General features: G+C 75.1%; 15 protein-coding genes. 5 read left to right on the top strand and 10 right to left on the bottom strand.

The window, feature by feature from the left end; genetic code table 11:
- Positions 1-329: 329 nt before the first annotated feature.
- The 9 genes from ACLWS4_RS23685 to ACLWS4_RS23645 form a co-directional block, all read right to left on the bottom strand.
- Positions 330-3,254 (bottom strand): polysaccharide lyase family 8 super-sandwich domain-containing protein, encoded by a 2,925-nt coding sequence (locus ACLWS4_RS23685; protein ID WP_416875168.1) that lies wholly within the window; start codon positions 3,252-3,254, stop codon positions 330-332.
- 174 nt (positions 3,255-3,428) lie between these two features.
- On the bottom strand, positions 3,429-4,517 hold the full coding sequence (locus tag ACLWS4_RS23680) for a glycerate kinase (RefSeq protein ID WP_416875167.1): 1,089 nt from the start codon (positions 4,515-4,517) through the stop codon (positions 3,429-3,431).
- Positions 4,514-5,368, bottom strand: a complete 855-nt coding sequence (locus tag ACLWS4_RS23675; RefSeq protein WP_049660487.1) for a sugar phosphate isomerase/epimerase family protein — start codon at positions 5,366-5,368, stop codon at positions 4,514-4,516. Before ACLWS4_RS23675 ends, ACLWS4_RS23680 begins: the two co-directional genes overlap by 4 nt.
- The gene (locus ACLWS4_RS23670) at positions 5,365-6,513 is read right to left on the bottom strand and encodes a dihydrodipicolinate synthase family protein (protein ID WP_074006085.1); all 1,149 of its coding nucleotides are present in this window, start codon (positions 6,511-6,513) and stop codon (positions 5,365-5,367) included. The genes ACLWS4_RS23675 and ACLWS4_RS23670 overlap by 4 nt, the downstream gene beginning before the upstream one ends.
- A gap of 100 nt (positions 6,514-6,613) precedes the next feature.
- On the bottom strand, positions 6,614-7,765 hold the full coding sequence (locus ACLWS4_RS23665; RefSeq protein ID WP_049657187.1) for a Gfo/Idh/MocA family protein: 1,152 nt from the start codon (positions 7,763-7,765) through the stop codon (positions 6,614-6,616).
- A gap of 103 nt (positions 7,766-7,868) precedes the next feature.
- Positions 7,869-8,849, bottom strand: a complete 981-nt coding sequence (locus tag ACLWS4_RS23660; protein ID WP_074006233.1) for a hydroxyacid dehydrogenase — start codon at positions 8,847-8,849, stop codon at positions 7,869-7,871.
- A 116-nt stretch (positions 8,850-8,965) separates the two neighbouring features.
- Entirely contained in the window at positions 8,966-9,871 is a 906-nt protein-coding gene (locus ACLWS4_RS23655) for a carbohydrate ABC transporter permease (RefSeq protein WP_416875166.1), read from the bottom strand.
- Positions 9,868-10,812, bottom strand: coding sequence for a carbohydrate ABC transporter permease (locus ACLWS4_RS23650; protein ID WP_416875165.1), 945 nt, complete (start codon positions 10,810-10,812; stop codon positions 9,868-9,870). The genes ACLWS4_RS23655 and ACLWS4_RS23650 overlap by 4 nt, the downstream gene beginning before the upstream one ends.
- A complete protein-coding gene (locus ACLWS4_RS23645) occupies positions 10,809-12,161 on the bottom strand; it encodes an ABC transporter substrate-binding protein (RefSeq protein ID WP_416875164.1) in 1,353 nt (450 codons plus the stop codon). The genes ACLWS4_RS23650 and ACLWS4_RS23645 overlap by 4 nt, the downstream gene beginning before the upstream one ends.
- A 325-nt stretch (positions 12,162-12,486) precedes the next feature.
- Between ACLWS4_RS23645 and ACLWS4_RS23640 the strand changes: the two genes are divergently transcribed.
- On the top strand, positions 12,487-14,418 hold the full coding sequence (locus ACLWS4_RS23640; protein ID WP_416875163.1) for a DUF2264 domain-containing protein: 1,932 nt from the start codon (positions 12,487-12,489) through the stop codon (positions 14,416-14,418).
- A gap of 6 nt (positions 14,419-14,424) precedes the next feature.
- Positions 14,425-15,207, top strand: a complete 783-nt coding sequence (locus tag ACLWS4_RS23635) for a sugar phosphate isomerase/epimerase family protein (RefSeq protein ID WP_074006088.1) — start codon at positions 14,425-14,427, stop codon at positions 15,205-15,207.
- 52 nt (positions 15,208-15,259) lie between these two features.
- On the opposite strand, the gene ACLWS4_RS23630 is transcribed toward ACLWS4_RS23635, so the two are convergent.
- Positions 15,260-16,378, bottom strand: coding sequence for a substrate-binding domain-containing protein (locus ACLWS4_RS23630; RefSeq protein WP_380778549.1), 1,119 nt, complete (start codon positions 16,376-16,378; stop codon positions 15,260-15,262).
- 263 nt (positions 16,379-16,641) lie between these two features.
- Between ACLWS4_RS23630 and ACLWS4_RS23625 the strand changes: the two genes are divergently transcribed.
- The 3 genes from ACLWS4_RS23625 (at position 16,642) to ACLWS4_RS23615 (ending at position 21,266) form a co-directional block, all read left to right on the top strand.
- Positions 16,642-18,441 (top strand): glycoside hydrolase family 35 protein, encoded by a 1,800-nt coding sequence (locus tag ACLWS4_RS23625; protein ID WP_416875162.1) that lies wholly within the window; start codon positions 16,642-16,644, stop codon positions 18,439-18,441.
- A 132-nt stretch (positions 18,442-18,573) separates the two neighbouring features.
- Positions 18,574-19,638: a substrate-binding domain-containing protein gene (locus ACLWS4_RS23620; RefSeq protein ID WP_380739905.1), complete on the top strand. Its 1,065-nt coding sequence runs from the start codon at positions 18,574-18,576 to the stop codon at positions 19,636-19,638.
- A 566-nt stretch (positions 19,639-20,204) separates the two neighbouring features.
- Positions 20,205-21,266: a DUF2776 family protein gene (locus ACLWS4_RS23615; protein ID WP_416875161.1), complete on the top strand. Its 1,062-nt coding sequence runs from the start codon at positions 20,205-20,207 to the stop codon at positions 21,264-21,266.
- Positions 21,267-21,404: the final 138 nt, after the last annotated feature.

Here is a 21,404-nt window from a genome sequence, read left to right as displayed (position 1 = left end):
CCTCACCACCGCCACCGCCACGATGCCAACTGACGCACTGTGGGACCCGGTGGCGGGGTTCTCGGCTGACCTCGCGGTCGTGTGGCCCCGGGACCGCCGGCGCCGTACCGACCGATCTCGGTGGCGAGCGCGGCGCCGCCGGCAAGCCGGTCGGCGTCCCAGGCGGTGACGTCCAGGAGAGGCCGTCGAGCGGACCACCGACACGCTCGCGGTACACGTGCCCGGGGACGGGGTCGTCGTGGTCGGTTCCGTAGGCCCGGCCCCGCAGCGGCGTCTCGTCGTCCATGGATGCGTCCGGTCCCGCGACCCGATGGTGCGGCGGTGGCCGGTCAGGAGGTGATCACCTCCAGGACGGGGTGGAAGGTGGTGTGGCTGCGGGCGTCGAGGTTGACGGCGAGGCCGACGGTGGCGAGGGGCTGGAAGAGGGCCAGGGTGAGGGAGGGGTTGCCCGGGGTGACGGCGGGGGTGACGTCGAGGGGGATCCAGTCGGGTGTGGTGGAGATCCGGCCGGTGCCGAGGGGTTGGGCCAGGCCGGGGGCGTTGGCCCAGGTGACGGCGGGTTCGGTCCAGGGGGTGGGGGCGGTGGTGAAGGCCTGGAGGGTGGCGAGGGTGCCCCCGGAGTCGGCGACCGCGCCGTGGACCCAGAGGACGGCGCGGCGGACGGTGCCGGGGACGGCGGTGGTGTCGAAGGTGAGGAGGGCGCGCCGGCTGAAGCCGCTGTCGGTGGTGTTGGTGTTCTTGACCGTCAGGGTGGTGGCGGTGCCGTAGTTGGTGGTGGCGTAGGAGCCGTCGCGGACGTAGCTGTCCTGGGTGGGGTCGAGCAGGGTCGCGGTGGCGGTCGCCGGGGCGCCGGAGGCGGTGGTGAGGGTGATGGTGCGGCCGGCGCCCTGGGTGCCGCCGAGCTCCACCAGGAGGGTCACCGCGCCCTCGGTGGAGAGCACACTGACGCCTTCGGCGGCCTCGGTGGGGCGGCCCGTGCCGGCGAGGGTGAGCGTGACGGTGGCGGCCCGGCGGGAGGGGTCGGCGACGGTGACGGTGCGGGTGCTGTCGGTGTCGCGGACCAGCACCGAGCAGGGGGCGGAGGCGGTGAGCGGCCCGGCCGTGCCGGCGGCGAAGAAGTTGGCGGCGGTGACACCCGAGGCGGAGTCGGATATCGCCTGGACCGTACGGGAGTTGGCGAGGGTGGTGACGGTGGGGGCGGCCGCCCGGGCCGCGGTGGCCGCGGCGGTCGCGCCGGGCAGTACCTGGTACTCGTACCCGGCGTCGGTGGGGTTGGTGCCGTGGTCGAACCAGAGGGTGAGGTAGCGGCGGGTGAGCTGCTCGGTGGAGCCGCCGGTGTTGATGTCGTGCCAACTGCCGGTGCGGGCCTCGCGCTTCGCCCGCAGGGTGGTGCCGGCGGGCAGGACGTAGCCGCCGAAACCCGCGACGGCGACGGCGCGGGCGCCGTCGAGGCGCTGGGACCAGCCGAGGGTGGTGGGCTGGGCGGCGCCGTCCACGGTGAGGGCGTGGGTGCCGGCGGGGCCGAGGTTGCGGTTGTCGACGACGGTCTCCACCGGGGTGCCGTCGGTGCAGCTGATGCCCGCGCCGAGGCAGACCACCGCATCGTCCAGCAGGAACCAGGACTTGCGTCCGGTCAGGGTGGAGGAGAGGCCGCGCAGGTCCTGGCCGACGGCGGCGTAGGTGCCGTCGGTGGCGCCGCCGGCCCAGGTGGAGTCCGGGCGGGGTGCGCCCCAGGTGCCGCCGGCGGCGTCGGCGAGCGGCTTGGCGGAGACGGTGGTGCCGGGCAGGCGGTACGGGTCCACGGTGGGCCAGAAGGCGTCCGAGTACTGGCCGTTGCCAAAGGTGGCACCCCACCAGGAGAGCATGCCGTTGTTGGTGTGCCAGCCGCGCAGGTGCTCGCCGTTGCCGGTCTCGTAGAAGGTGGTGCGGGCGGAGCAGAGGCTGAGCGAGGCGGCCCAGCCGGAGCGGCGGACCACGGCGCGGTCCATCGCGAACACCCGGGCGCCGAGCGGCTCGGGGGCGGCGGCGGTGGCGGAGTTCAGGAGGGCCTGGGCACGGGCGAGCTCGGGGACGTCGAGGTAGGCGTTGGAGAGGTAGGGCAGGTAGTGGTCACGGGTGAGCCAGCCCTTCACGGCGGAGCGCCAGGCGGCGGACTGGGCGGCCGGGGCGGCACCGGAGTCGGCGAGGCGCAGGATGTGGCCGATCAGGGTGTGGCCCCGGACGTGGTCGTCCTGCTGGAGCTGGAGCTGGTCGCCGCTCTGGCGGCCCCGGCTGACGGCCCGCCCGCTCACGGCGTCCATCACCAGGCCGTTGTAGAGGAAGGGCGCGTAGGCGTCGGTGACGGCGTCGAAGACGTTCTGCCGGGACGGGTCGGAGATCTGCCAGGCGGAACCGGCCAGCAGGGCGAAGAGCCTGCTCAGGCCACCGAGCAGCACCTCCCCGTAGGAGCCGGTGTACGGCACCCAGGTGTGCTGGACGAAGGAGCCGTCGGCGTACAGGCCGTCGCCGGCCAGGACGTACGGGAAGACCGGGGAGAGCGCGGTGGTGGCGGTGGTGAGCTTGGCGGAGGTGCGGCCCAGCACTCCGCGCAGGGCCAGGACGCGGCACAGGTCCACCCGGTTGCCGCCGGTGCTGGTGCCCGTGTAGCTCGACACCAGGGAGTCGGGGACCTGGCGGTCCACGGCGGCGAGCAGGGCGGAGAGCCGGGTGGGCGGCAGGAGGTCGTGGGCCAGGACGCAGGTGTCGAGGAGGGCCTGCGGGGTGCCGATCTGCCAGTCCCACCAGTTGCCGTAGGCGGTGGCCGTGGGGGTGTAGGCACCGGTGGTGATGTTGAGGTGGTTCAGGCCGGTGGTGATCGCGGTGGCCAGGGCCTGGTCACCGGTCAGACCGGTGCCGGGCTGCGCCCAGGCCATGGCCAGGGTGCGCAGGCGGGTGTGGGAGGCGGTGACGTTCGCCGAGGCGGTGCCCAGGGGGAGGTCCGGCCAGAGGGACGTGGAGGTCGGGGCCATGGCCTGGAGCCGGGTGCGGGCCCGGTCGCCGAGGGCGGCGAGGGTGGTGGCGTAGGGGGCCGTGGCCGGGTCGAAGCCGGTGCCGGTGAGCAGGTCGAGCCAGCGCAGACGCAGGGTGTCGTAGGCGTCGGCCGCGGCCGTGGCGGGGGTGGGGAGGGCACCGAGGGTGAGGGCGGTGGTGCCGATGGCGGCGAGTCGCAGCAGGCGGCGGCGGGAGAGCAGGGCGGGGTTCGGCGCGGCGGTCATGGGGGGAGCTCCTCCTGGGAGGTGGGGGCCGGGCGGGACGACGGTGAGCGTCTTCGGTATGACCTCGCCGTCGGCGATCGAGTGGAGGTGCTCGGGTGGAGGCGATCGAGTGGAGGTGCTCGGCGCGGGCCTTCTCGGCCGCGTGGTCCGGATCGCGGGAGGCCTTCCACGTCGTCAGACGGTGAAAGGAGGCGCCGCGCGGGCCAGTCGGGCGCCGGCGGCGGTGAGCCAGTGGGCCGCCCGGTGGCGGGCGTCGGCCGGGTCCCCGGACAGCCCGGTGAGGGTGAGCGCGCCGGGGTCGGAGGCCTCCCCGGCGACGACCCGGGCGGGGACGCCGGCCCGCTCCGCGCGGGCGAGGACCTCGCCGACCGCCTTGCCGAGCAGGCTGGTGCGGTCGAAGCGGCCCTCGCCGGTGATCACCAGGCCGGCCCCGGTGAGGGCTTCGTCGAGGCCGGTCAGCTCGGCCACCGCCGCCGCGCCGGGGACCACCTGCGCACCCCAGGCGGTCACCAGGCCGTAGGCGGTGCCGCCGGCCGCGCCGGAGCCGGGGAGGGCGGGGTCGCCCCCGAGCAGGTCGGCGAAGCAGCGCAGTCCCGCCTCCAGGACGGCGATCCGGGCCTGGTCGGCACCCTTCTGCGGCCCGTAGACGGCGGCCGCCCCGGTGGGGCCGAGCAGCGGGTTGGTCACGTCGGTCAGCAGCCGGACGCCGCCGGGCGGGGCGGCGCGCAGGGCGGTGCGGTCGAGCCGGGCGGCCCGGGTGAGGGCGCCGCCGCCGTCCGGGAGGTCGGTGCCGGTGTCGTCCAGCAGCCGCAGGCCGAGGGCGGCCAGCAGCCCGGCGCCGCCGTCGGTGGACGCGGAGCCGCCGAGTGCGACGGTCACCTGCCGCGCGCCGGCGTCCAGTGCGGCGGCGATGGTCTCGCCCGTGCCGCGGGTGCCGGCGGTGAGCGGGGCGAGGGCGCCGCCGAGCAGCGGCAGGCCGCCGGTGTCGGCGAGTTCGACCAGCGCGGTGCCGTCCGGCAGCAGCGCGTAGCGGCCGGTGACCGGCCCCCCGTCGGGGCCGGTGCAGTCGGGGACCGGGTACGGGACGGCGCCGGGGAGGGCGGCCGCGAGCGCGTCGAGGGTGCCCTCCCCGCCGTCGGCCATCGGACGGAGCAGCAGCTCGTCGTCCGGCCGCACCGAGCGCCAGCCGGCGGCCAGCGCCAGGGCGGCGTCCCGGGCGGTGACGGTGCCCTTGAAGGAGTCGGGCGCGACGACGACTCTCACGGCGAGGCCAGGTGCGTCAGGTGCCGCTCGATCAGGGTGCGCAGCGTCAGCTCGCCCGGGGTGTCCCAGATCTCCTGGTTGAAGATCTCGACCTCGATCCAGCCCTCGTACCCGGCGGCGGTGACCAGGTCGGTGAGGGTGCGGAAGTCGATGTGGCCGTCACCGACGTGGCCCCGGCCGAGCAGGGCGTCGGCGGGCAGCGGCAGGGTCCAGTCGCACACCTGGTAGGAGGCGATCCGGCCCTCTCGACCGGCGCGGGCGATCTGCTCGGGCAGTGCCGGGTCCCACCAGACGTGGTAGCTGTCGACGACGACGCCGACCTGCCGGGCGGGGTACGGGGCGGCGAGGTCGAGCGCCTGGGCCAGGGTGGAGACCACCGCCCGGTCGGCGCAGAACATCGGGTGCAGTGGCTCGATCGCCAGTCGCACACCGAAGTCGCCCGCGTGCGTGGCGAGTTCGGCGAGCAGGTCGGCGACGGCGGCGCGGGCGCCGACCAGGTCGCGGCTGCCGGCCGGCAGGCCGCCGACGACCAGGACCAGGGTGTCGGTGCCGAGTTCGGCGGCCTCCTCGATGGCCTGGAGGTTGTCGGCGAGCGCGGCCCGGCGCCGCTCGGGGCCGTCGGCGGTGAGGAAGCCGCCCCGGCAGAGGCTGCTGACGGCGAGTCCGGCGTCCCGGCACAGCTTCGCGGAGCGGGCCAGGCCGGTTTCGGCGACCTTGTCGCGCCAGAGCCCGATGGCCGGGATGCCGGCGTCCACGCAGCCCCGCACGGCCTCCGGAAGGCTCCAGCCCCGGGTGGTGATCTGGTTGAGCGACAGCCTCGCGAGGCCGTTCGCCGCGCCGGCGCCGCTCATGCCGCCACCCCCGCGACGGCGAGCAGCCGGCGCATCCGGTCGGCCGCGAGATCCGGGTCGGGGAGCACGGCGGCGGCGTCCGCGAGCCGGAACAGTTCCACCAGGTGGGGCACCGAACGTCCGCTCTGCGCGCCGCCCACCATGGTGAAGTGGTCCTGGTGGCCGGCCAGCCAGGCGAGGAAGACCACGCCGGTCTTGTAGTGGAAGGTCGGCGCGGCGAACAGGTGCCGGGCCAGCGGCACGGTCGGCGCGAACAGCTCCTCGTAGCGGTCGAGGTCGCCCTCGTCGAGCGCCCGCAGCGCCGCCGCGGCGGTGGCCGCGATCGGGTCGAAGACGCCCAGCAGGGCGTGGCTGTGGCCGTGTTCGTCGCCGCGGATCAGCTCGGGGTAGTGGAAGTCGTCGCCCGTGTACATCCGCACGCCGGCCGGCAGCGCGCGGCGCAGGGCGATCTCCCGGTCGGAGTCCAGCAGGGAGACCTTGATGCCCTCGATCCGGTCGGCGTGCGCGCCGATCAGCTCCAGCACGGTCGCGGCGGCCGGGTCGGGGTCGGCGGAGCCCCAGTAGCCGGCCAGCGCCGGGTCGAACATCTCGCCGAGCCAGTGCAGCAGCACCGGCCGCTCGCAGGCGGCGATCAGCTTGCCGTAGACCTCCAGGTAGTCCTCCGGGCCGCGCGCGGCGGCGGCCAGGGCGCGGCTGGCCATCAGGATCGGCTGCGCGCCGGCCTCCTGGACGACGGTCAGCTGCTCCTCGTAGGCGGCGCGGACGGCGTCCAGCGGGTGGGGGCCGGGAGCGAGCTGGTCGGTGCCGACGCCGCAGGCCAGCAGGCCGCCGCAGGCGCGGGCCTCGGCCCCGGAGCGGGTGATCAGCTCGCGGGTGGCCGGCCAGTCGAGGCCCATGCCGCGCTGGGCGGTGTCCATCGCGTCGGCCACGCCGAGGCCCAGCGACCACAGGTGTCGGCGGAAGGCGAGGGTGGCGTCCCAGTCGACGGCGGCGGGTGCGCCGGGGGCGTTGTCGCCCAGCGGGTCGGCGACCACGTGGGCGGCGGCGAAGGCCGTCCGCGAGCGGGCGGGGGCGGGTGGGGCGGGCAGGACGGCGGGCTCGCGCAGCCGGAGCCGGCCGTGGCCGGGCAGGTGGATCTCGGTCATGGTGTCAGCGCATTCGTCTCGTCGGCGGGCGGCTGTGGGGCGCTCGGGTCTCCCCGGCGGCCGGGTGCTCGGTGGCCGGCCCGGATGCGGCCGGCGGCCGTCACAGGGACAGCTCGGGGACGTCCATCCGGCGTCCCTCGCGGGCGGAGCGCAGGCCGAGTTCGGCGAGCTGCACGCCCTTGGCACCCTCGAGCAGGTCCCAGTGGTACGGGGAGCCGGTGGTCACGTGGCGCAGGAAGAGCTCCCACTGCGCCTTGAATCCGTTGTCGAACTCCTCGTTGTCCGGCACCCGCTGCCACTGCGCGCGGAACGGCTCGGTCGCCGGCAGGTCCGGGTTCCAGACCGGCTTGGGGGTCGCCGCGCGGTGCTGGAAGCGGCACTCGCGCAGCCCGGCGACCGCGCTGCCCTCCGTGCCGTCGACCTGGAACTCCACCAGTTCGTCGCGGTCCACCCGGACCGCCCAGGAGGAGTTGATCTGGGCGGTGATGCCGCCCTCCAGCTCGAAGACGCCGTACGCGGCGTCGTCGGCGGTGGCCCGGTAGACCTGCCCGCGCTCGTCGGTCCGCTCGGGGATGTGGATGGCGGTGTGCGCGTACACGGAGCGGACGGGGGCGATGATGCCGTCCAGCACGTAGCGCCAGTGCGGGAACATGTCGAGGACCATGCCGCCGCCGTCCTCGGCGCGGTAGTTCCAGGACGGCCGCTGGGCCTGCTGCCAGTCGCCCTCGAAGACCCAGTAGCCGAACTCGCCGCGCACGGAGAGGATCCGGCCGAAGAACCCGCCGTCCACCAGCCGCTTGAGCTTGCGCAGGCCGGGGAGGAAGAGCTTGTCCTGGACGGCGCCGTTGCACACCCCGGCGTCGCGGGCGAGGCGGGCGAGGTCGAGCGCGGCCTCCAGCGACTCGGCGGTGGGCTTCTCGGTGTAGATGTGCTTGCCGGCGGCGATCGCCGTGCGCAGCGCGGTCTCCCTGGCGGGGGTGACCTGGGCGTCGAAGTAGATCTCGGCGAGCGGGTGGGCGAGGGCCTCGTCGAGCGAGGTGGTCCAGTGGGTGAGGCCGTGCCGGTCGGCGAGGTCCTTGAGCTTGTCGGCGCTGCGGCCGACCAGGATCGGCTCGGGCCACAGCGTGTCGCCGTCGCCGAGCGGCAGGCCGCCCTGGTCGCGGATGGCGAGGATGGAGCGGACCAGGTGCTGGCGGTAGCCCATCCGGCCGGTGACGCCGTTCATGACGATGCCGATCACCCTGCGGGGCATGGGGGTTCTCCGATTCGTTGCTGGTGCGGGGAGCACGTGGTGCGAGGGACGTGCTGAGAGGAGCGTGCTGCGGGGCCGCGCGGCACGGGGGCGCTGCGCGGGGTCACGCGGTGCGGTGTCCGTCCTCGGCGAGGACGGGGTGGGCGAACGGATGCCCGGCGGTGTAGCGGGCGAGCTCGTCGGCGGCGGCGGCCGCCATCCGGTGCAGCTCGCCGCCGAGCGAGCCGGCCACGTGGGGGGTGAGGAAGACGTTCGGCAGCTCGTAGAGCGGGGAGTCGGCGGGCAGCACCTCCGGCTCGGTGACGTCGATGACGGCGTCGAGGCGTCCGGAGGCGGCCTCGCGCACCAGTGCTTCCTGGTCGACCAGGGAGCCGCGCGAGGTGTTGACGAGGGTGGCGCCGTCGCGCATCAGGGCGAGCCGGCGGCCGTCGATCAGGTGCCGGGTGGCCGGCAGTTCGGGGGCGTGCACGCTCACCACGTCGGAGGCCGCGCAGAGTTCGTCCATCTCCACGGCGCGGGCGCCGAGCCGGGCGGCCTCGGCGGGGTCGACGTACGGGTCGTGGAGCAGCAGGTCCAGGTCGTGCGGGCGCAGCAGTTCCATCACCCGCCGGCCGATCCGGGAGGCGCCGACGATGCCGACGGTGCGCCGGTAGTTGCCGGCCGCCCCGTACGCCAGCTGCCAGTCGTGGGGGGCGCGGCGGCGCCGGTACTCCTCACGGATCGGCAGCAGCCGCTTGTTGGCGAGCAGGACGACGGCGACGGTGTACTCGGCGACCGGCAGGGCGTTGGCCCAGGCCGCGGAGGTGACCTTGAGGCCGTGGCGCCAGCAGGCGTCGGTGATGTGGTGTTTGACCGAGCCGGCGGCGTGGATGACGGCGCTCAGCCGCGGGGCGGCGGCCAGCACCTCCTCGTCGATCGGCGGGCAGCCCCAGCTGGAGACGATCACCTCGGCGTCGGCGAGCGCCGCGCGGGCCTCGGGGGTGGTGAAGTCGTCAAGGACGAGTGCCGGGTCGAGGTCGGCCAGGGCGGTGAGCCGGGCCATGGTGTGCGGGTCGATCAGGCGCCCGGCGAGCTCGCGGTGCATGGCGAGGACGGCGCGGGGGCGGCTGGCGGGCCGGCCGTCGGGCACGGTGGTCTCCCGGTCGGGCGTAGGGGCGGGCGTGGTGGCGGTGCCGGTCGCGGCGGTGGCGGGGTTCGGGCTCACTTGACGCTCCCCGCGGTCAGGCCGGCCTTCCAGTGCCGCTGGAGCAGCACCAACGCGAGGACGAGCGGCACGACGGCGAGCAGCGAGCCGGTGATGACCAGCGGGTAGTACTCGGGGAAGGCCTTGGTCTGGGCGTTCCAGCTGAACAGGCCGAGGCTGACCGGGAAGAGCCGGCTGTCGGAGAGCATCACCAGCGGCAGGAAGAAGTTGTTCCAGATGGCGGTGAACTGGAACAGCAGGACGGTGACGAAGCCGGGCATCACCATCCGCAGCCCGATCGACCAGAAGGTCCGCAGCTCCCCGGCGCCGTCCATCCGGGCGGCCTCCAGGACCTCGTTCGGCACGTAGCCGGCGCAGAACACCCGGGCCAGGTAGACGCCGAAGGGGTTGACCAGCGAGGGCAGGAAGACCGCCCAGAAGGTGTTGACGATGCCGAGCTCGGAGGCCAGCAGGTACATCGGCAGGGCGAGCGCGGTGGTGGGCACCAGCACGCCCAGCAGCACGAGGCCGAACACCTTCTCCTTGCCGGGGAAGCGGTAGACGTGGAAGGCGTAGCCGGCCGCGACGCACACCAGCGCGCACAGCAGCGAGCCGATCCCGGCGTACAGCAGCGAGTTCAGGTACCAGCGGAAGTAGATGCCGTCGCCGGTGGTGGCCAGGTCGTGCAGGTTCTGGCCGAGCCGGAAGTTGTCGGCGCCCAGGGCGTTGCCGCCGAGCAGGTCGGCGGTGTTCTTGGCGGAGGCGGTGAGCAGCCAGCCGAGCGGCCACAGGGTGTAGACGGTGGCCAGGACCAGGGTGCCGTTGACGGCGGTCTTGGAGAGTGTCCAGGGGCGGCGCGGCCGGGCGGCGCGGGCCGGGCGGCGGGGCGGGGCGCCGCTGGGGCGGGTGGCGGTGGTGGTCATGCGTCGGCCTCCCGCCGGCGGTCGGAGCGGCCCCGGGTGAGCCGGGTGACGGCGAAGGAGAGCCCCGCCGCGGCGAGGGCCAGCAGCACCGAGGCGGAAGCGGCGAGCCCGTAGTCGTGGCGTTCGAAGGCGGCCGTGTAGGCGTACATGTTCGGGGTCCAGGAGGAGGTGACGCCCGGTGAGGTGCCGTAGAGGATCATCGGCTCGGTGAACAGCTGGAGCGAGCCGATGACGGTGAACAGGCCGACCATGGCGATCGAGGGCCGGATCAGCGGCACCTTGATGTTCAGGGCGGTGCGCAGCTCCCCGGCGCCGTCGACGACGGCGGCCTCCAGCACGGAGCGGTCGACGGCCTGCAGCGCGGCGTAGAAGATGACCAGGTTGTAGCCGGTCCACTGCCACAGCGCCATGTTGACGACGGCGGGCAGCGGGTGGCCGAGCGGGTCGGGCTGGGTGCCCAGGGACTCCAGTGCGTCCAGTACGGGGCTGATGCCGGGGGTGTAGAGGTACATCCACAGCAGCGCGGCGATGATGCCGGGCACGGCGTGCGGGATGAACAGCGCCAGTTGGAAGAAGCGCCGGGCGCGGGCCAGCGTGGAGTCCAGCAGCAGGGCCAGGACGAGCGCCAGGCCGGTCATCAGCGGGATGTAGATCAGGCAGTACTGGGCGGCGGTCAGGAAGCCGCCGCGGAAGGCCGCGTCCGACAGTGCCCGGGTGTAGTTGCCGAGCCCGGTGAAGACCGTCTCGGCGTCGCCGAAGCCGAGGCCGGAGCGGCGTTCGGTGAAGAGGCTGAGCCGGATCGCGTAGCCGATCGGGATCAGCGTGCACGCGGTGAAGAGCAGGAGGAACGGGGCGAGCAGCACGGCCGGTGCCCCGTGCCGCCCGCGCCACCGGCCGGCGGTGGCGCAGGCGGTACGGCCTGGATGGGTGCCGGTGGTCACTGGGCGACCTTCAGTCCGCGGTTCTTGAACTCGGCGAGGGTGGCCTGCTGCGCGGCGGTGAGCGACTCGTCGATGGTGCCGGTCCGGCCGGCGACCTTGCCGAAGGAGTCCTTCAGCGAGCCGTTGGTGACGCCCATCGCCGGGCCCCAGGTCCAGCCCGGCTTGACGGACTTGGCGGCGTCCGCGTAGAGGGCGTAGAGGTCCTGGCCGCCGTAGAAGTCGGTGTTGAAGGCCTGCTTGGCGGCCGGCACGAGCTCGGTGGCGGCCGGGTAGGCGGAGGAGGTGCCGGAGGAGATCCGGGCCTTGAAGCCGTCCGCGGTGGTGGTCGCCCAGGTGGCGAACTCGACGGCGGCCTTGGCCTTCTTGCTGTCCTTGGACACGGCGAAGGTGGTGCCGCCGAGCATGCCGCTGGCGGGGCTGCCGTCCCAGCTGGGCATCGGCGCGGCCGCCCAGGTGCCGTTGACCTCGGGGGCGGTGCCGAGGTTGGCCTTCAGGACGCCGCCGCCCCAGGTGGCGCCGAGGTAGCCGGCCGTCTCGCCCTTTTGCAGGGAGGCGGTCCACTGCTGGCTGAAGGACGGCATGACGCGCACGAGGTCCTCGTCGGCCAGCTTCTGCCAGTAGTCGGCGACCTTGCGGGTCTCCGGCCCGGTCAGGTCGGTCTTCCAGGCCTCGTCGGCGGCGGCGAACCAGTGGGCGCCGTTCTGCCAGGCCATCGCCTCGAAGGTGGTCGGGTCGTCGGGGAAGAAGGTGGCGATGCGGGTGTCGGGCTGGGCTGCCTTCAGCTGCTGCGCCGCGGTGCGGAACTCGTCCCAGGTCTTGGGGACGGTGATGCCGGCCTTGGCGAAGAGGTCCTTGCGGTAGTAGAAGACCTGGGGGGAGGCGTCCAGCGGCAGGGCCCAGGTGCGGCCGCCGAGCGAGGTGAGTTCGACGGCCTGCGGCAGGTACTTGGCCTTGAGGTCGCCGTCGACCAGCTTGCTGATGTCCTGGACGGCGCCCTGGCTGACGAAGTCCGGCAGCTGCGGGTACTCGACGTTGAAGACGTCGGGGGCGTTGCCGGCCTTCACCGCGTTGGAGAGCTTGGCGTAGCCGCCGGCCGCGCCGGCCGGGATCTCCTCGAAGACGACCTGGATGTTCGGGTGGCTCGCGTTGAACGCGGCGACCACGTCCTTGGTGCCCTTCGCCCAGCCCCAGAAGGTCAGGCTGACCGGCTTGCCGTCGTCCGCGGCGGTGGCCGCCGCCCCGTCGCCGCTGCTGCCGCAGGCGGCGAGCAGGGTGACGCAGAGCGCGGCCGAGGTGGCCGCGGCGGCGGTGCGGAGGGCTCTGCGCCGGGAGAGGGGGGTCGAGCGCATCGGTGGGCTCCTTAGGACGAGGGTGCACAGGGCCCGGAAACGGTCGGCTCCGGCCGGGACCCGCAGAGGGTGGGGGCGATTGGCTGTCATCCTGAGCAGATAGGCGATCGGAGTCAAGAGATTTGGATCAAATGATCTGACATGATCGACCTGCCGGGCTTCCGAAGCCGCCCTCGCGATCACTGGAATGCCGGAAAATCGGGGCAATACGCTGCCGCGGCGACAACATCACAATCCGATCAAGCCGCTCATTTGATCGCTCCAGCTTGACGAACGATCAGGCACTACCTAGATTCCGGCCCACCACCCGATCACGGAGGACCTCATGCGCCTGCCCCCGGAGGACCGCGACCTCAGCCCGCACACCGGCTGGACCAGGGAGCACTGGGAGGTGGTGGCCGACGGCCTGCTGACCGCGGTCCTCCCCCACGCCAGTCCCGCCGGGGCGCTGATCGACCTGCCCGGCCCCCGCCCGAGCCGCTCCGGGCGCCGCTCCGACGCCCTGGAGGGCTTCGCCCGCACCTTCCTGCCCGCCGCCCTGCGGGTGGCCGGCGCGGGCGGCACCGATCCGCACGGCCTGCTGGCGCACTACGCCGCCGGACTCGACGCCGGCACCCGCACCCCCACCGGCGAGCGCGACCTCGCCGACGGCGACCGCGAGTCCTGGCCGCTGATCACCGACCGGGGCCAGGCCATGGTCGAGGCCGCCTCCATCGCCTTCGCCCTGCGCCTGACCCGCCCCTGGCTCTGGGACCGGCTGTCCGGGCCCGTCCGCGACCGGGTCGGCCGCTGGCTCGCCGACGCCCTGCACCGCGTGCCCAACGACAACAACTGGCAGCTCTTCCCGCTGTCCGTCGGCGGCTTCCTCGCCGAGGCCGGCATCGCCGAACCCGAGGCCCGCGCCGCCGTCCGCCGCGGGCTGGAGCACATCGACCGCTGGTACCTCGGCGACGGCTGGTACACCGACGGCCGCCCCCGCGCCTTCGACCACTACAACGGCTGGGCCCTGCACCTGTACCCCGTCCTGCACGCCCACCTCGCCGGCGACCGGGCCCTGGGCGCCGTGTACGGCGAGCGCCTCGCCGCCCACCTGGCCGGCTACGCCCACACCTTCGGGGCCGACGGCGCGCCCGTCCACCAGGGCCGCTCGCTCACCTACCGCTTCGCCGCCACCGCCCCGCTCTGGGCCGGGGCTCTGACCGGCCACACCCCGCTCGCCCCCGGCACCACCCGCCGCCTCGCCTCCGGAGCCCTGCGCCACTTCCTCGACCGCGGCGCCGTCGACGACCGGGGCCTGCTCACCCTCGGCTGGCACGGACCCGACCTCCGGCTCGTCCAGGTCTACTCCGGCCCCGCCTCCCCGTACTGGGCCGGCAGCGCCTTCCTCGGCCTGCTGCTCCCGCCCGGCCACCCGGTGTGGACCGCGCCGGAGGGACTCGCACCCGTCGAGGAGCGCGACACCGTCCTCGCCCTGCACGGGCCCGGCTGGCTGGTGCAGTCCACCGCCGCCGACGGCCTGGTCCGGCTGCACAACCACGGCAGCGACGACCAGCCCGCCGACGCCGTGGGCCCGGACGACCCGTACTACGCGCGGCTCGCCCACTCCACCGCCACCGGGCCGGCCTTCGAGGGCCCCGCCGACAACCACCTCGCCCTGCTGACCGACGCCGGACCCACCGAACGCGGCCGCGTCCACCCGCTCGGCACCGGGCCCGGCTGGGCCGCCTCCCGCTGGCACCCGCGCGTCGGCGGCCGTGAACTGCCCGGCGTCACCGTCACCTCGCTCACCCTGGCCCACGGCGCCGAGGAGCTCCGGGCCCACCTGGTCACCGGCGGGCCGGCCGGCACCCCGGTCACCCAGACCGGCTGGGCCGTCGCGGGCCGGGGCGCCGGGCAGCGCGCCGGTGCCGGAGTGCGGGCCGACGGCGGGCTCGCCTCGGAGCTGCACGCCCTGCGCGGCTTCACCACCGCCGGCGCCGAGCACGTCCCCGGCGGTACCGCGTTCGGCCCCGAAGCCGCCCTGCCGGTGCTCACCGGCGAGCTTCCCGCCGACGGCCCGGCCCTGTTCGCCTGCGCCGCCCGGCTCACCGCCGTCGCGCGGCCGCCGGCGCTCGCGGACACCGTCGAGCTGACGGCCCGGCCGGACGGGCAGGACCCGGAGGCCGTCCTGCTGACCGTCCGCCTCGCCGGCGCACCGGGCCTGCGGATCCGCCTGGCACCCGCCGCCGTCACCGTCCACCCCGCCGAAGGGGACTGAACCGCCGTGCCCCTCGCCCTCGCCACCCTCGGCCTGCCCGGGACGCCGCTCGACCGGGCCGCCGCCCTCGCCGCCGAACACGGCTGGCACGGCCTCGAACTGCGCTGCGCCGACGACCAGCCGGTCCGCCTCGGGCTGGACGCGGACGAACGCCGCCGCGCCGCCCGCCTGCTGTCCACCGCCGGGGTCCTCCCGCTGACCCTCGCCTCCTACGTCGGCGTCGCCGCGCCCGGGCCGGACGCGCCGGTGCTCGCCGCGCTGACCGCCCACCTGCGGCTGGCCGCCGACCTCGGCTGCCGCCACCTGCGGGTCTTCCCGCACGGCGGCCCCGGCCCGGCGGCCGAGGCCGACGAGCGCGCGGTCCGCCGCCTGCGCGCGGCGGCCCCGCGGGCGGCGGCCCTCGGCGTGCGGATCCTCGTCGAGACCCACGACTCCCACCGCGCCGGGGCAGCCCTGGCACCCCTGCTGAACCGGGTGGACCACCCCGCGGTCGGAGCGCTCTGGGACCTGCTGCACACCTGGCTGGCCGGCGAGACCCCGGCACGGACCCACCGCGCGCTCGGCCCCCACCTCGGCTACGCACAGGTCAAGGACGTCGCCTCGGCGGACGACCTCACCCCGCTGCCGCTCGGCACCGGAGTGCTGCCGATCGCCGACTGCCTGCACCTGCTGCCGCCCGGCACCTGGGCGGCCTGGGAGTACGAGGCCCCCTGGCACCCGCGCGCCGCGCCCCTGGCACCGCGGCTGGGCAGCGGGGCGCGCCACCTGTCCGCGCTGCTGCCGGGCTGAGGGCGCACACCTGTTCCTCAGGCCCTGTCCGGCCGAGGCGGCGCCGCGCCCCTCACCCCAGGGTCGCGGCGCCCGTCCGCGGGGCCGTCCGCTCGGCCCCGCAGGAAGCGCGCACGCGCAGGACCGGGAGCAGCGCCGTGCGGTGCACCGGCAGCTCGGCGCCCGCCGCCAGGCGGCGCAGCAGCAGGTCGACGGCCGCCGCGCCCACCGCGTGCTTGGGCGGGGCGACGGCGGTCAGCGGGGGCGCGGCGAGCGCGGCGAAGACGTCGTCGTAGGCGACCAGTGCCACGTCCGCGGGCACCGCCAGGCCGTGCGCGCGCAGCAGCGGCGCCAGCCGCAGCGCGTCCTGGTCGTTGTGGACGAGCAGCGCCCGGGTCCCGGACCGCGCGGCCTCGGCGATCCGTGCCACCAGCGGCTCGGGATCGGCCGGCAGGTTGCCCGGCCCGAGCATGTCCAGCGCCGGCAGGTCGGGCAGTCCGAGCAGCCGGGTGCCCTCCCGGTATCCGGCCCGCACCTCGGCGGCCGTCCAGGAGTCGCCGCGGGCGGCCAGCAGCACGCTCCCGTGGCCGAGCCCGGCCAGGTGGCGCAGGGCGCTCAGGACCCCGTGCCGGTGGTCGGAGGCCACGGTGTCCAGTCCGGCCCCGGGGCCGTCCGGGGTGGGGGAACGGCGCTCCACCAGCACGGCGGGCACCGGCAGGGCGTCCAGCCAGGCGTAGTCCTCGGCCGTCCGGCCCGGGACCAGCCCCGGGGCCAGCAGCAGGCCCTCGGCTCCGGACTCCAGCAGGCGTTCGGCCTGTAGCCGGTCGCCGCCCGCCCCGTACGGGGCGATGCCCAGGACCAGCCGGGCCCCGGCGGCCGCGGCGGCGGCCCGGGCCCCGGCGATCACCTCGTCGAAGTAGGAGCCGACCGAGGGCACCAGCAGGCCGAGGGCGCGGCCCTGCCCGGGGCCGGGGGCGAGCGGCGGCCCGGCGCCGTCGTCCGGGCGTTCCAGGGAGACGAAGCCGTGCGAGCGGGAGAGCCGGCCGGCGTCGGCGAGCGCGGCGACGTCCCGGCGGACCGTCACGGCCGGGATGCCCAGCCGGTCGGCCAGCTCCGTGAGGCGGACCCGCCCGCCGAGCTCGCCGACGGCCGACACGATCAGCCTGCGGCGCTCTTCCCCCGAGATGGCCATTCCGGCCTCCATCCGTCGTGCCGGCCGACGCGTCGTCCGGAAGCGGTCAGCCGATGATATTCCGATCGAAGAGTATCGTTCGATCGGAAATTGATCAATAAAGCCGATGATCGCCGATCGATTGACCGTGCGATCACCGAACTCCTAGGGTGACCACGGTGGCCGCCGCCGATCCGCCCGCGGCCACCCGCGCAGCCGTGCGCCCGGACCCACCGAGGTCCCCACACCCCCCTCACTCCCGCTCCCCTCCCGCGGAGGACCCGATGGCCGACCAGGCCCCCCACCCCGCCCTCACCACCGACGGCGACACCTTCCTGCGCGGCGGACGTCCGCACCGGATCGTCTCCGCCGCCGTCCACTACTTCCGCATCCGCCCCCAACAGTGGACCGACCGCCTCACCCGGCTGCGCGCCATGGGCGTCAACACCGTCGAGACCTACGTCGCCTGGAACTTCCACCAGCCCACCCCCGGCCGCGCCGACTTCACCGGCGACCGCGACCTCGCCGCCTTCGTCCGCGCCGCCGGCGACCTCGGCCTCGACGTCATCGTCCGCCCGGGCCCCTACATCTGCGCCGAATGGGAGTTCGGCGGCCTGCCCGGCTGGCTGCTCGCCGACCCCGCGATGCGGCTGCGCCGCCTCGACCCGCCCTTCCTCGCCGCCGTGGACGCCTGGTTCGACCACCTGGTGCCCGTACTGCTCCCGCTGCTCTCCTCCCACGGCGGCCCGGTGGTCGCCGTCGCCGTGGAGAACGAGTACGGCAGCTACGGCAACGACACCGCCTACCTCGAACATCTGAGGGACGCCCTGGTCGCCCGCGGCGTCGACGTCCTGCTGTTCACCGCCGACGGTGCCGAGGACGGCTTCCAGCTCGGCGGCCGGGTGCCCGGACTCCTCACCACCGGCACCTTCGGCTCCCGCCCCGAGGAGTCCCTCGCCTGCCTGCGCCGCCACCAGCCGGTCGGCCCGCTGGTCACCATGGAGTACTGGTGCGGCTGGTTCGACCACTGGGGCGCACCGCACCACGTGCGCGACGCCGAGGACGCCGCCGAGGTCCTCGACGCCCAGCTCGCCGCCGGCGCCTCCGTCAACATGTACATGGGCCACGGCGGCACCAACTTCGGCTGGTGGAACGGCGCCAACCACGACGGCACGAGCTACCAGCCGGACGTCACCAGCTACGACTACGACGCCCCGGTCGGCGAAGCCGGCGAACTCACCGAGAAGTTCCACCTCTTCCGCGCGGTGATCGAACGCCACCTCGGCCCCAACCCCCACCCGCTGCCGCCGCTGCCCGCCCGCCTCGCCCCCCGCAGCGCCCCCGTCACCGCCGGCCGCCCGCTGCTCGGCGCCGGCGGCGCCCTCGGCGAACTCTCCACCGCGCACCACCTCCCCGAGCCCCTCCCGATGGAGCGGCTCGGCCAGAACCTCGGCCTCATCCACTACCGCACCCGTCTGCGCGGCCCGCTCGCCCACGGTGAACTGCGGGTGGACGGCCTCGCCGACCGCGCCCAGGTCTTCCTCGACGGCGAGCCCCTCGGCGTCCTCGACCGCAACCACCCCGAACAGGCCCTGCCGCTGCGGGTGCCCGAGGGCGGCGCCGTCCTGGAACTGCTCGTCGAGAACCTCGGCCGGATCAACTACGGCCCGCTGCTGCACGACCCCAAGGGCATCACCGGCGGTGTCCGGGTCGACCGGCAGTACCAGTTCGGCTGGGAGATACGCCCGCTGCCCCTCGACGACCTGACGGCCCTCGCCCTCGGCGCGCCCTCCACCGCCGACGGCCCCGGCTTCCACCGCGCCGAACTGACCGTCGACACCCCCGCCGACGGCTTCCTCGCTCTGCCCGGCTTCACCAAGGGCATGGTCTGGCTGAACGGCTTCGCGCTCGGCCGCTACTGGGACCGCGGCCCGCAGCGCACCCTCTACGCCCCCGCGCCGCTCTGGCGGGCCGGCGCCAACGAGCTGCTGGTCCTCGAACTCCACCGCCCGGGCGACCGCGTCGAACTGGTCGAGGGCCCCGACCTCGGCCCCGCCGTCCCCGAGGAGCGCTACGGCTCCTGACCCCTCCCGCCCCGCGGGCGCGCGCCGGCCCCCGGCCCGGGCCCGCGGGGAGCCCGCACCGGCCGTCCCCCCGGTGACCGAATGGTAGGTTCCTGTCCACCTCGACAGACCGGCCCACCGACAGGGAGTGCCATGCCGATCCCGGCGGACGATCGCCGCGCCCGCATCCTCGACACGGTGCGCGGCCTGGGCACCGTCCGGGTGGTGGACCTCGCCGAGCGGCTCGGCCTGCCCGCCGTCACCGTCCGCCGGGACGTCGCGGGCCTCGCCGACGCGGGCCTGCTCCGCCGCACCCACGGCTCCGTCTCCTTCGGCGGCCCCGCGGACGCCCCCGCCCCCGTGCCGCCCCGGCCCGCCGAGGCCCCCACTCTGGGCCTGCTCGTCCCCGCCGTGGTGCAGTACTTCGACGAGGTCATCGCCGGCGCGCGCACCGCCGCTGCCGAGGCCGGCGCGCACCTGGTCCTCGGCATCTCCTCCTACGAGGCCAGCGCCGACCGCGTCCAGGTCGACCAGCTCCTCGCCTCCGGCGCCCAGGGCCTTCTGCTCGCCCCGAACTGGACCGCCGCCGACCGCCCCGAGGACCACGCCTGGGCGGCCGAACTCCCCGTCCCCGCCGTCCTGCTGGAACGACGCCCGGCCCCCGGCAGCCCCGCCGCGGCCCTCGACGCGGTCGGCTCCGACCACCGCCACGGCGTCCTGCTCGCCTTGCGCCACCTCACCTCCCTCGGCCACCGCCGGGTGGCCCTGGCGGCCCGCACCGACACCTGGACGGCCTACCAGGTCCGCCTGGGCTACACCGACGCCTGCCGCACCCTCGACCTGCCCGCCGAACCCGTCATCGACGTCCGCACCCCGGCCGCCGGCGTCGACTCCGTCGCCGCCCGGCTCGCCGAGGCGGTCGCCGACGGGGTCCGCGCCGCCCTCGTGCACAACGACCAGGACGCCCTGCAACTGCTGCCCCTGCTGCGCACCCGCGGCGTACGGATCCCCGAGGACCTCGCCCTGGTCGCCTACGACGACGTGTTCGCCGCCCTCGGCGCCCCGCCGCTGACCGCCGTGGCCCCGCCCAAGCGCGCCGTCGGCGCCGCCGCGGTGGACCTCCTGGTCCGCCGGCTGGCCGCCACCGGCCCCGCCCTGCCGGTGCACCACCTGGACCTCCTGCCGGACCTGACGGTGCGCGAGTCCTCCGGGGCCTGAGCGGGCGATGAAGGTGTACTTCATCCCCATTGGCCCGGCGCGGCTGAGCCGGTTTCGAGGAGATCGGCCGCAGGCTCGGCTACCACGAGTGGGTTGTCGAGGACGGCAGTCTCAACAACTGGTCGGACCTGGAAGACTGACCGGGACATCGCTCCGGCGCCGGTGACGATCAGGGCCACCGGCGGGTACCCGGTCAGGGCCACCGGCGGGTACCCGGTCAGGGCCTCGGGTCGAGCGCGGGGCTGAGCCCGATGTCCTCTGACACGCGGTCCTGACCGATTGCCAAGTGATCCTGACCAGCGCGGTGAAGTGCTCGCCGGTACGGGCTGTCACTGTCCCGCCGTACGCTCCCCCGAGCTGGAAGAGCCAGCCGGTCCGGGATTCCCGGGGCCGGCAGCGAGAAGGGTGCGGGACACGTGAGCTGGGATCCAGTCGGGACGGAGCAGCCGTGAGCCGATCGGACGAAATCCGTGGACACCCGCCGCCGGGGTCCCGGCCGGAGACCCGGCGGGCTGAACACTGACTGCCGCCCGGAACCGGCGAGCGCGAGGGAACGAGGAGACCTGGTGAACCACGGAATGAGCGTGCTGCTCCGGGCGATTCCGCTGCTCATGGGAGCGGTGTCGGCCTCGCTCGGCGGCTACGTCCTCGCGCACTCCACCGGGCCGAGCGCCCGGGTCGCGGGTCTGACGCTGGTCTTCCTGGCCGCCGTCTGTCTCTGCCTGTTCGCCGTCGCGGCGACCGTCGTGCGGCAACTGACCGGCCGTTTCGGCGCGTTGGACCGGATTGGCTACCCGGCGTTCGGCTTCGCGGTGTCCGGGGCCGCCGTCGGCTACGGGCTGGGCCTGCTGGCGGAGAGCCACCGGCCGGTGGCCGACTTCGTGGCCGGCAGCGTGGTCCTCGGCATCGGCCTGGTCTGCGTGTGCGTCTCGTCGGTGGCCGCGGTCGCCACCCGCTTCACGCTGATCGGGCAGAACGCCGTCCTGCCGGAGGGTTCCCCGCCGCGCTCGCCCGCGCCGTTCGGCCGGTCCGCGGCCCGGGCGCTGGTGGCGGTCCCGGTCCTTGCGGCCGCCGCCGCCTGGGCGTGGGCGACCGTCATGCTGGCCAACGGGGGCGGCGGGGACTCGGACGGGCGCTTCACGGCCGGGCACGTGGTGGTCGACCAGGCGATCGTCTGCACCGCCCTGATCGGGCTGGTGATCACCCTGCTGCGGCAGATCCGGAACACGTACACCCGGCGGGAGCGGGTCTGGTGGCTCGTCCCGGCAGCCGTGCTCGGCGCCATGGACATCACCGGGGGCCTGGTCGTCGTCGCCCTGGACCCCCGGCCCGGTCAACTGGCCACCGGGTACGTGCAGATCGGGCTGGGTCTGCTGTGCTGGACCGTGCTGAGCGCGGTGCTGCTGCTCGCCCTCGGCTGGCGCCGTGCCGCGCCGCCGGCCGGCCGCGCCCCGCTGGTCCCGGTCGGCACCACACTGCTGTGCCTGTTCATGTCGGCGTTCCTGTTCGAGTCGGCCGACCCGGACGTGACGGTCGCGGCCCGGGTCCTGGTCGGCCTCGGCGCCGTCTGCTTCTCGCTGTTCGCCGTGGTCTCCGTCCTGGAGGCCGGCGTCGCCGACCGGAACTGACCGGCCGCGAAGGTGACAGAGGCGGAGAAAGACGCCCGAAACCTCGCCGCAGCCACCCAGGACCGCGAACGGGAAGGGCACCTCGACGTGCCGCGCAGACACAAGGAGACCCTGCGACTCGCCGACGGGAGCACAGTC

This window comes from Kitasatospora sp. SC0581 (assembly GCF_048159585.1).
Taxonomy (GTDB): domain Bacteria; phylum Actinomycetota; class Actinomycetes; order Streptomycetales; family Streptomycetaceae; genus Kitasatospora.
The sequence above is the reverse complement of the archived record's forward strand: the minus strand, read 5'-3'. Positions and strand labels throughout refer to the sequence as shown.

Bases quoted from the DNA above. Each gene is read 5' to 3' on its own strand.
- ACLWS4_RS23685 (WP_416875168.1), bottom strand. From the start codon at position 3,254: ATGACCGCCGCGCCGAACCCCGCCCTGCTCTCCCGCCGCCGCCTGCTG.
- ACLWS4_RS23675 (WP_049660487.1), bottom strand. From the start codon at position 5,368: ATGAGCGGCGCCGGCGCGGCGAACGGCCTCGCGAGGCTGTCGCTCAAC.
- ACLWS4_RS23670 (WP_074006085.1), bottom strand. From the start codon at position 6,513: ATGACCGAGATCCACCTGCCCGGCCACGGCCGGCTCCGGCTGCGCGAG.
- ACLWS4_RS23665 (WP_049657187.1), bottom strand. From the start codon at position 7,765: ATGCCCCGCAGGGTGATCGGCATCGTCATGAACGGCGTCACCGGCCGG.
- ACLWS4_RS23660 (WP_074006233.1), bottom strand. From the start codon at position 8,849: ATGCACCGCGAGCTCGCCGGGCGCCTGATCGACCCGCACACCATGGCC.
- ACLWS4_RS23655 (WP_416875166.1), bottom strand. From the start codon at position 9,871: ATGACCACCACCGCCACCCGCCCCAGCGGCGCCCCGCCCCGCCGCCCG.
- ACLWS4_RS23645 (WP_416875164.1), bottom strand. From the start codon at position 12,161: ATGCGCTCGACCCCCCTCTCCCGGCGCAGAGCCCTCCGCACCGCCGCC.
- ACLWS4_RS23640 (WP_416875163.1), top strand. From the start codon at position 12,487: ATGCGCCTGCCCCCGGAGGACCGCGACCTCAGCCCGCACACCGGCTGG.
- ACLWS4_RS23630 (WP_380778549.1), bottom strand. From the start codon at position 16,378: ATGGCCATCTCGGGGGAAGAGCGCCGCAGGCTGATCGTGTCGGCCGTC.
- ACLWS4_RS23625 (WP_416875162.1), top strand. From the start codon at position 16,642: ATGGCCGACCAGGCCCCCCACCCCGCCCTCACCACCGACGGCGACACC.
- ACLWS4_RS23620 (WP_380739905.1), top strand. From the start codon at position 18,574: ATGCCGATCCCGGCGGACGATCGCCGCGCCCGCATCCTCGACACGGTG.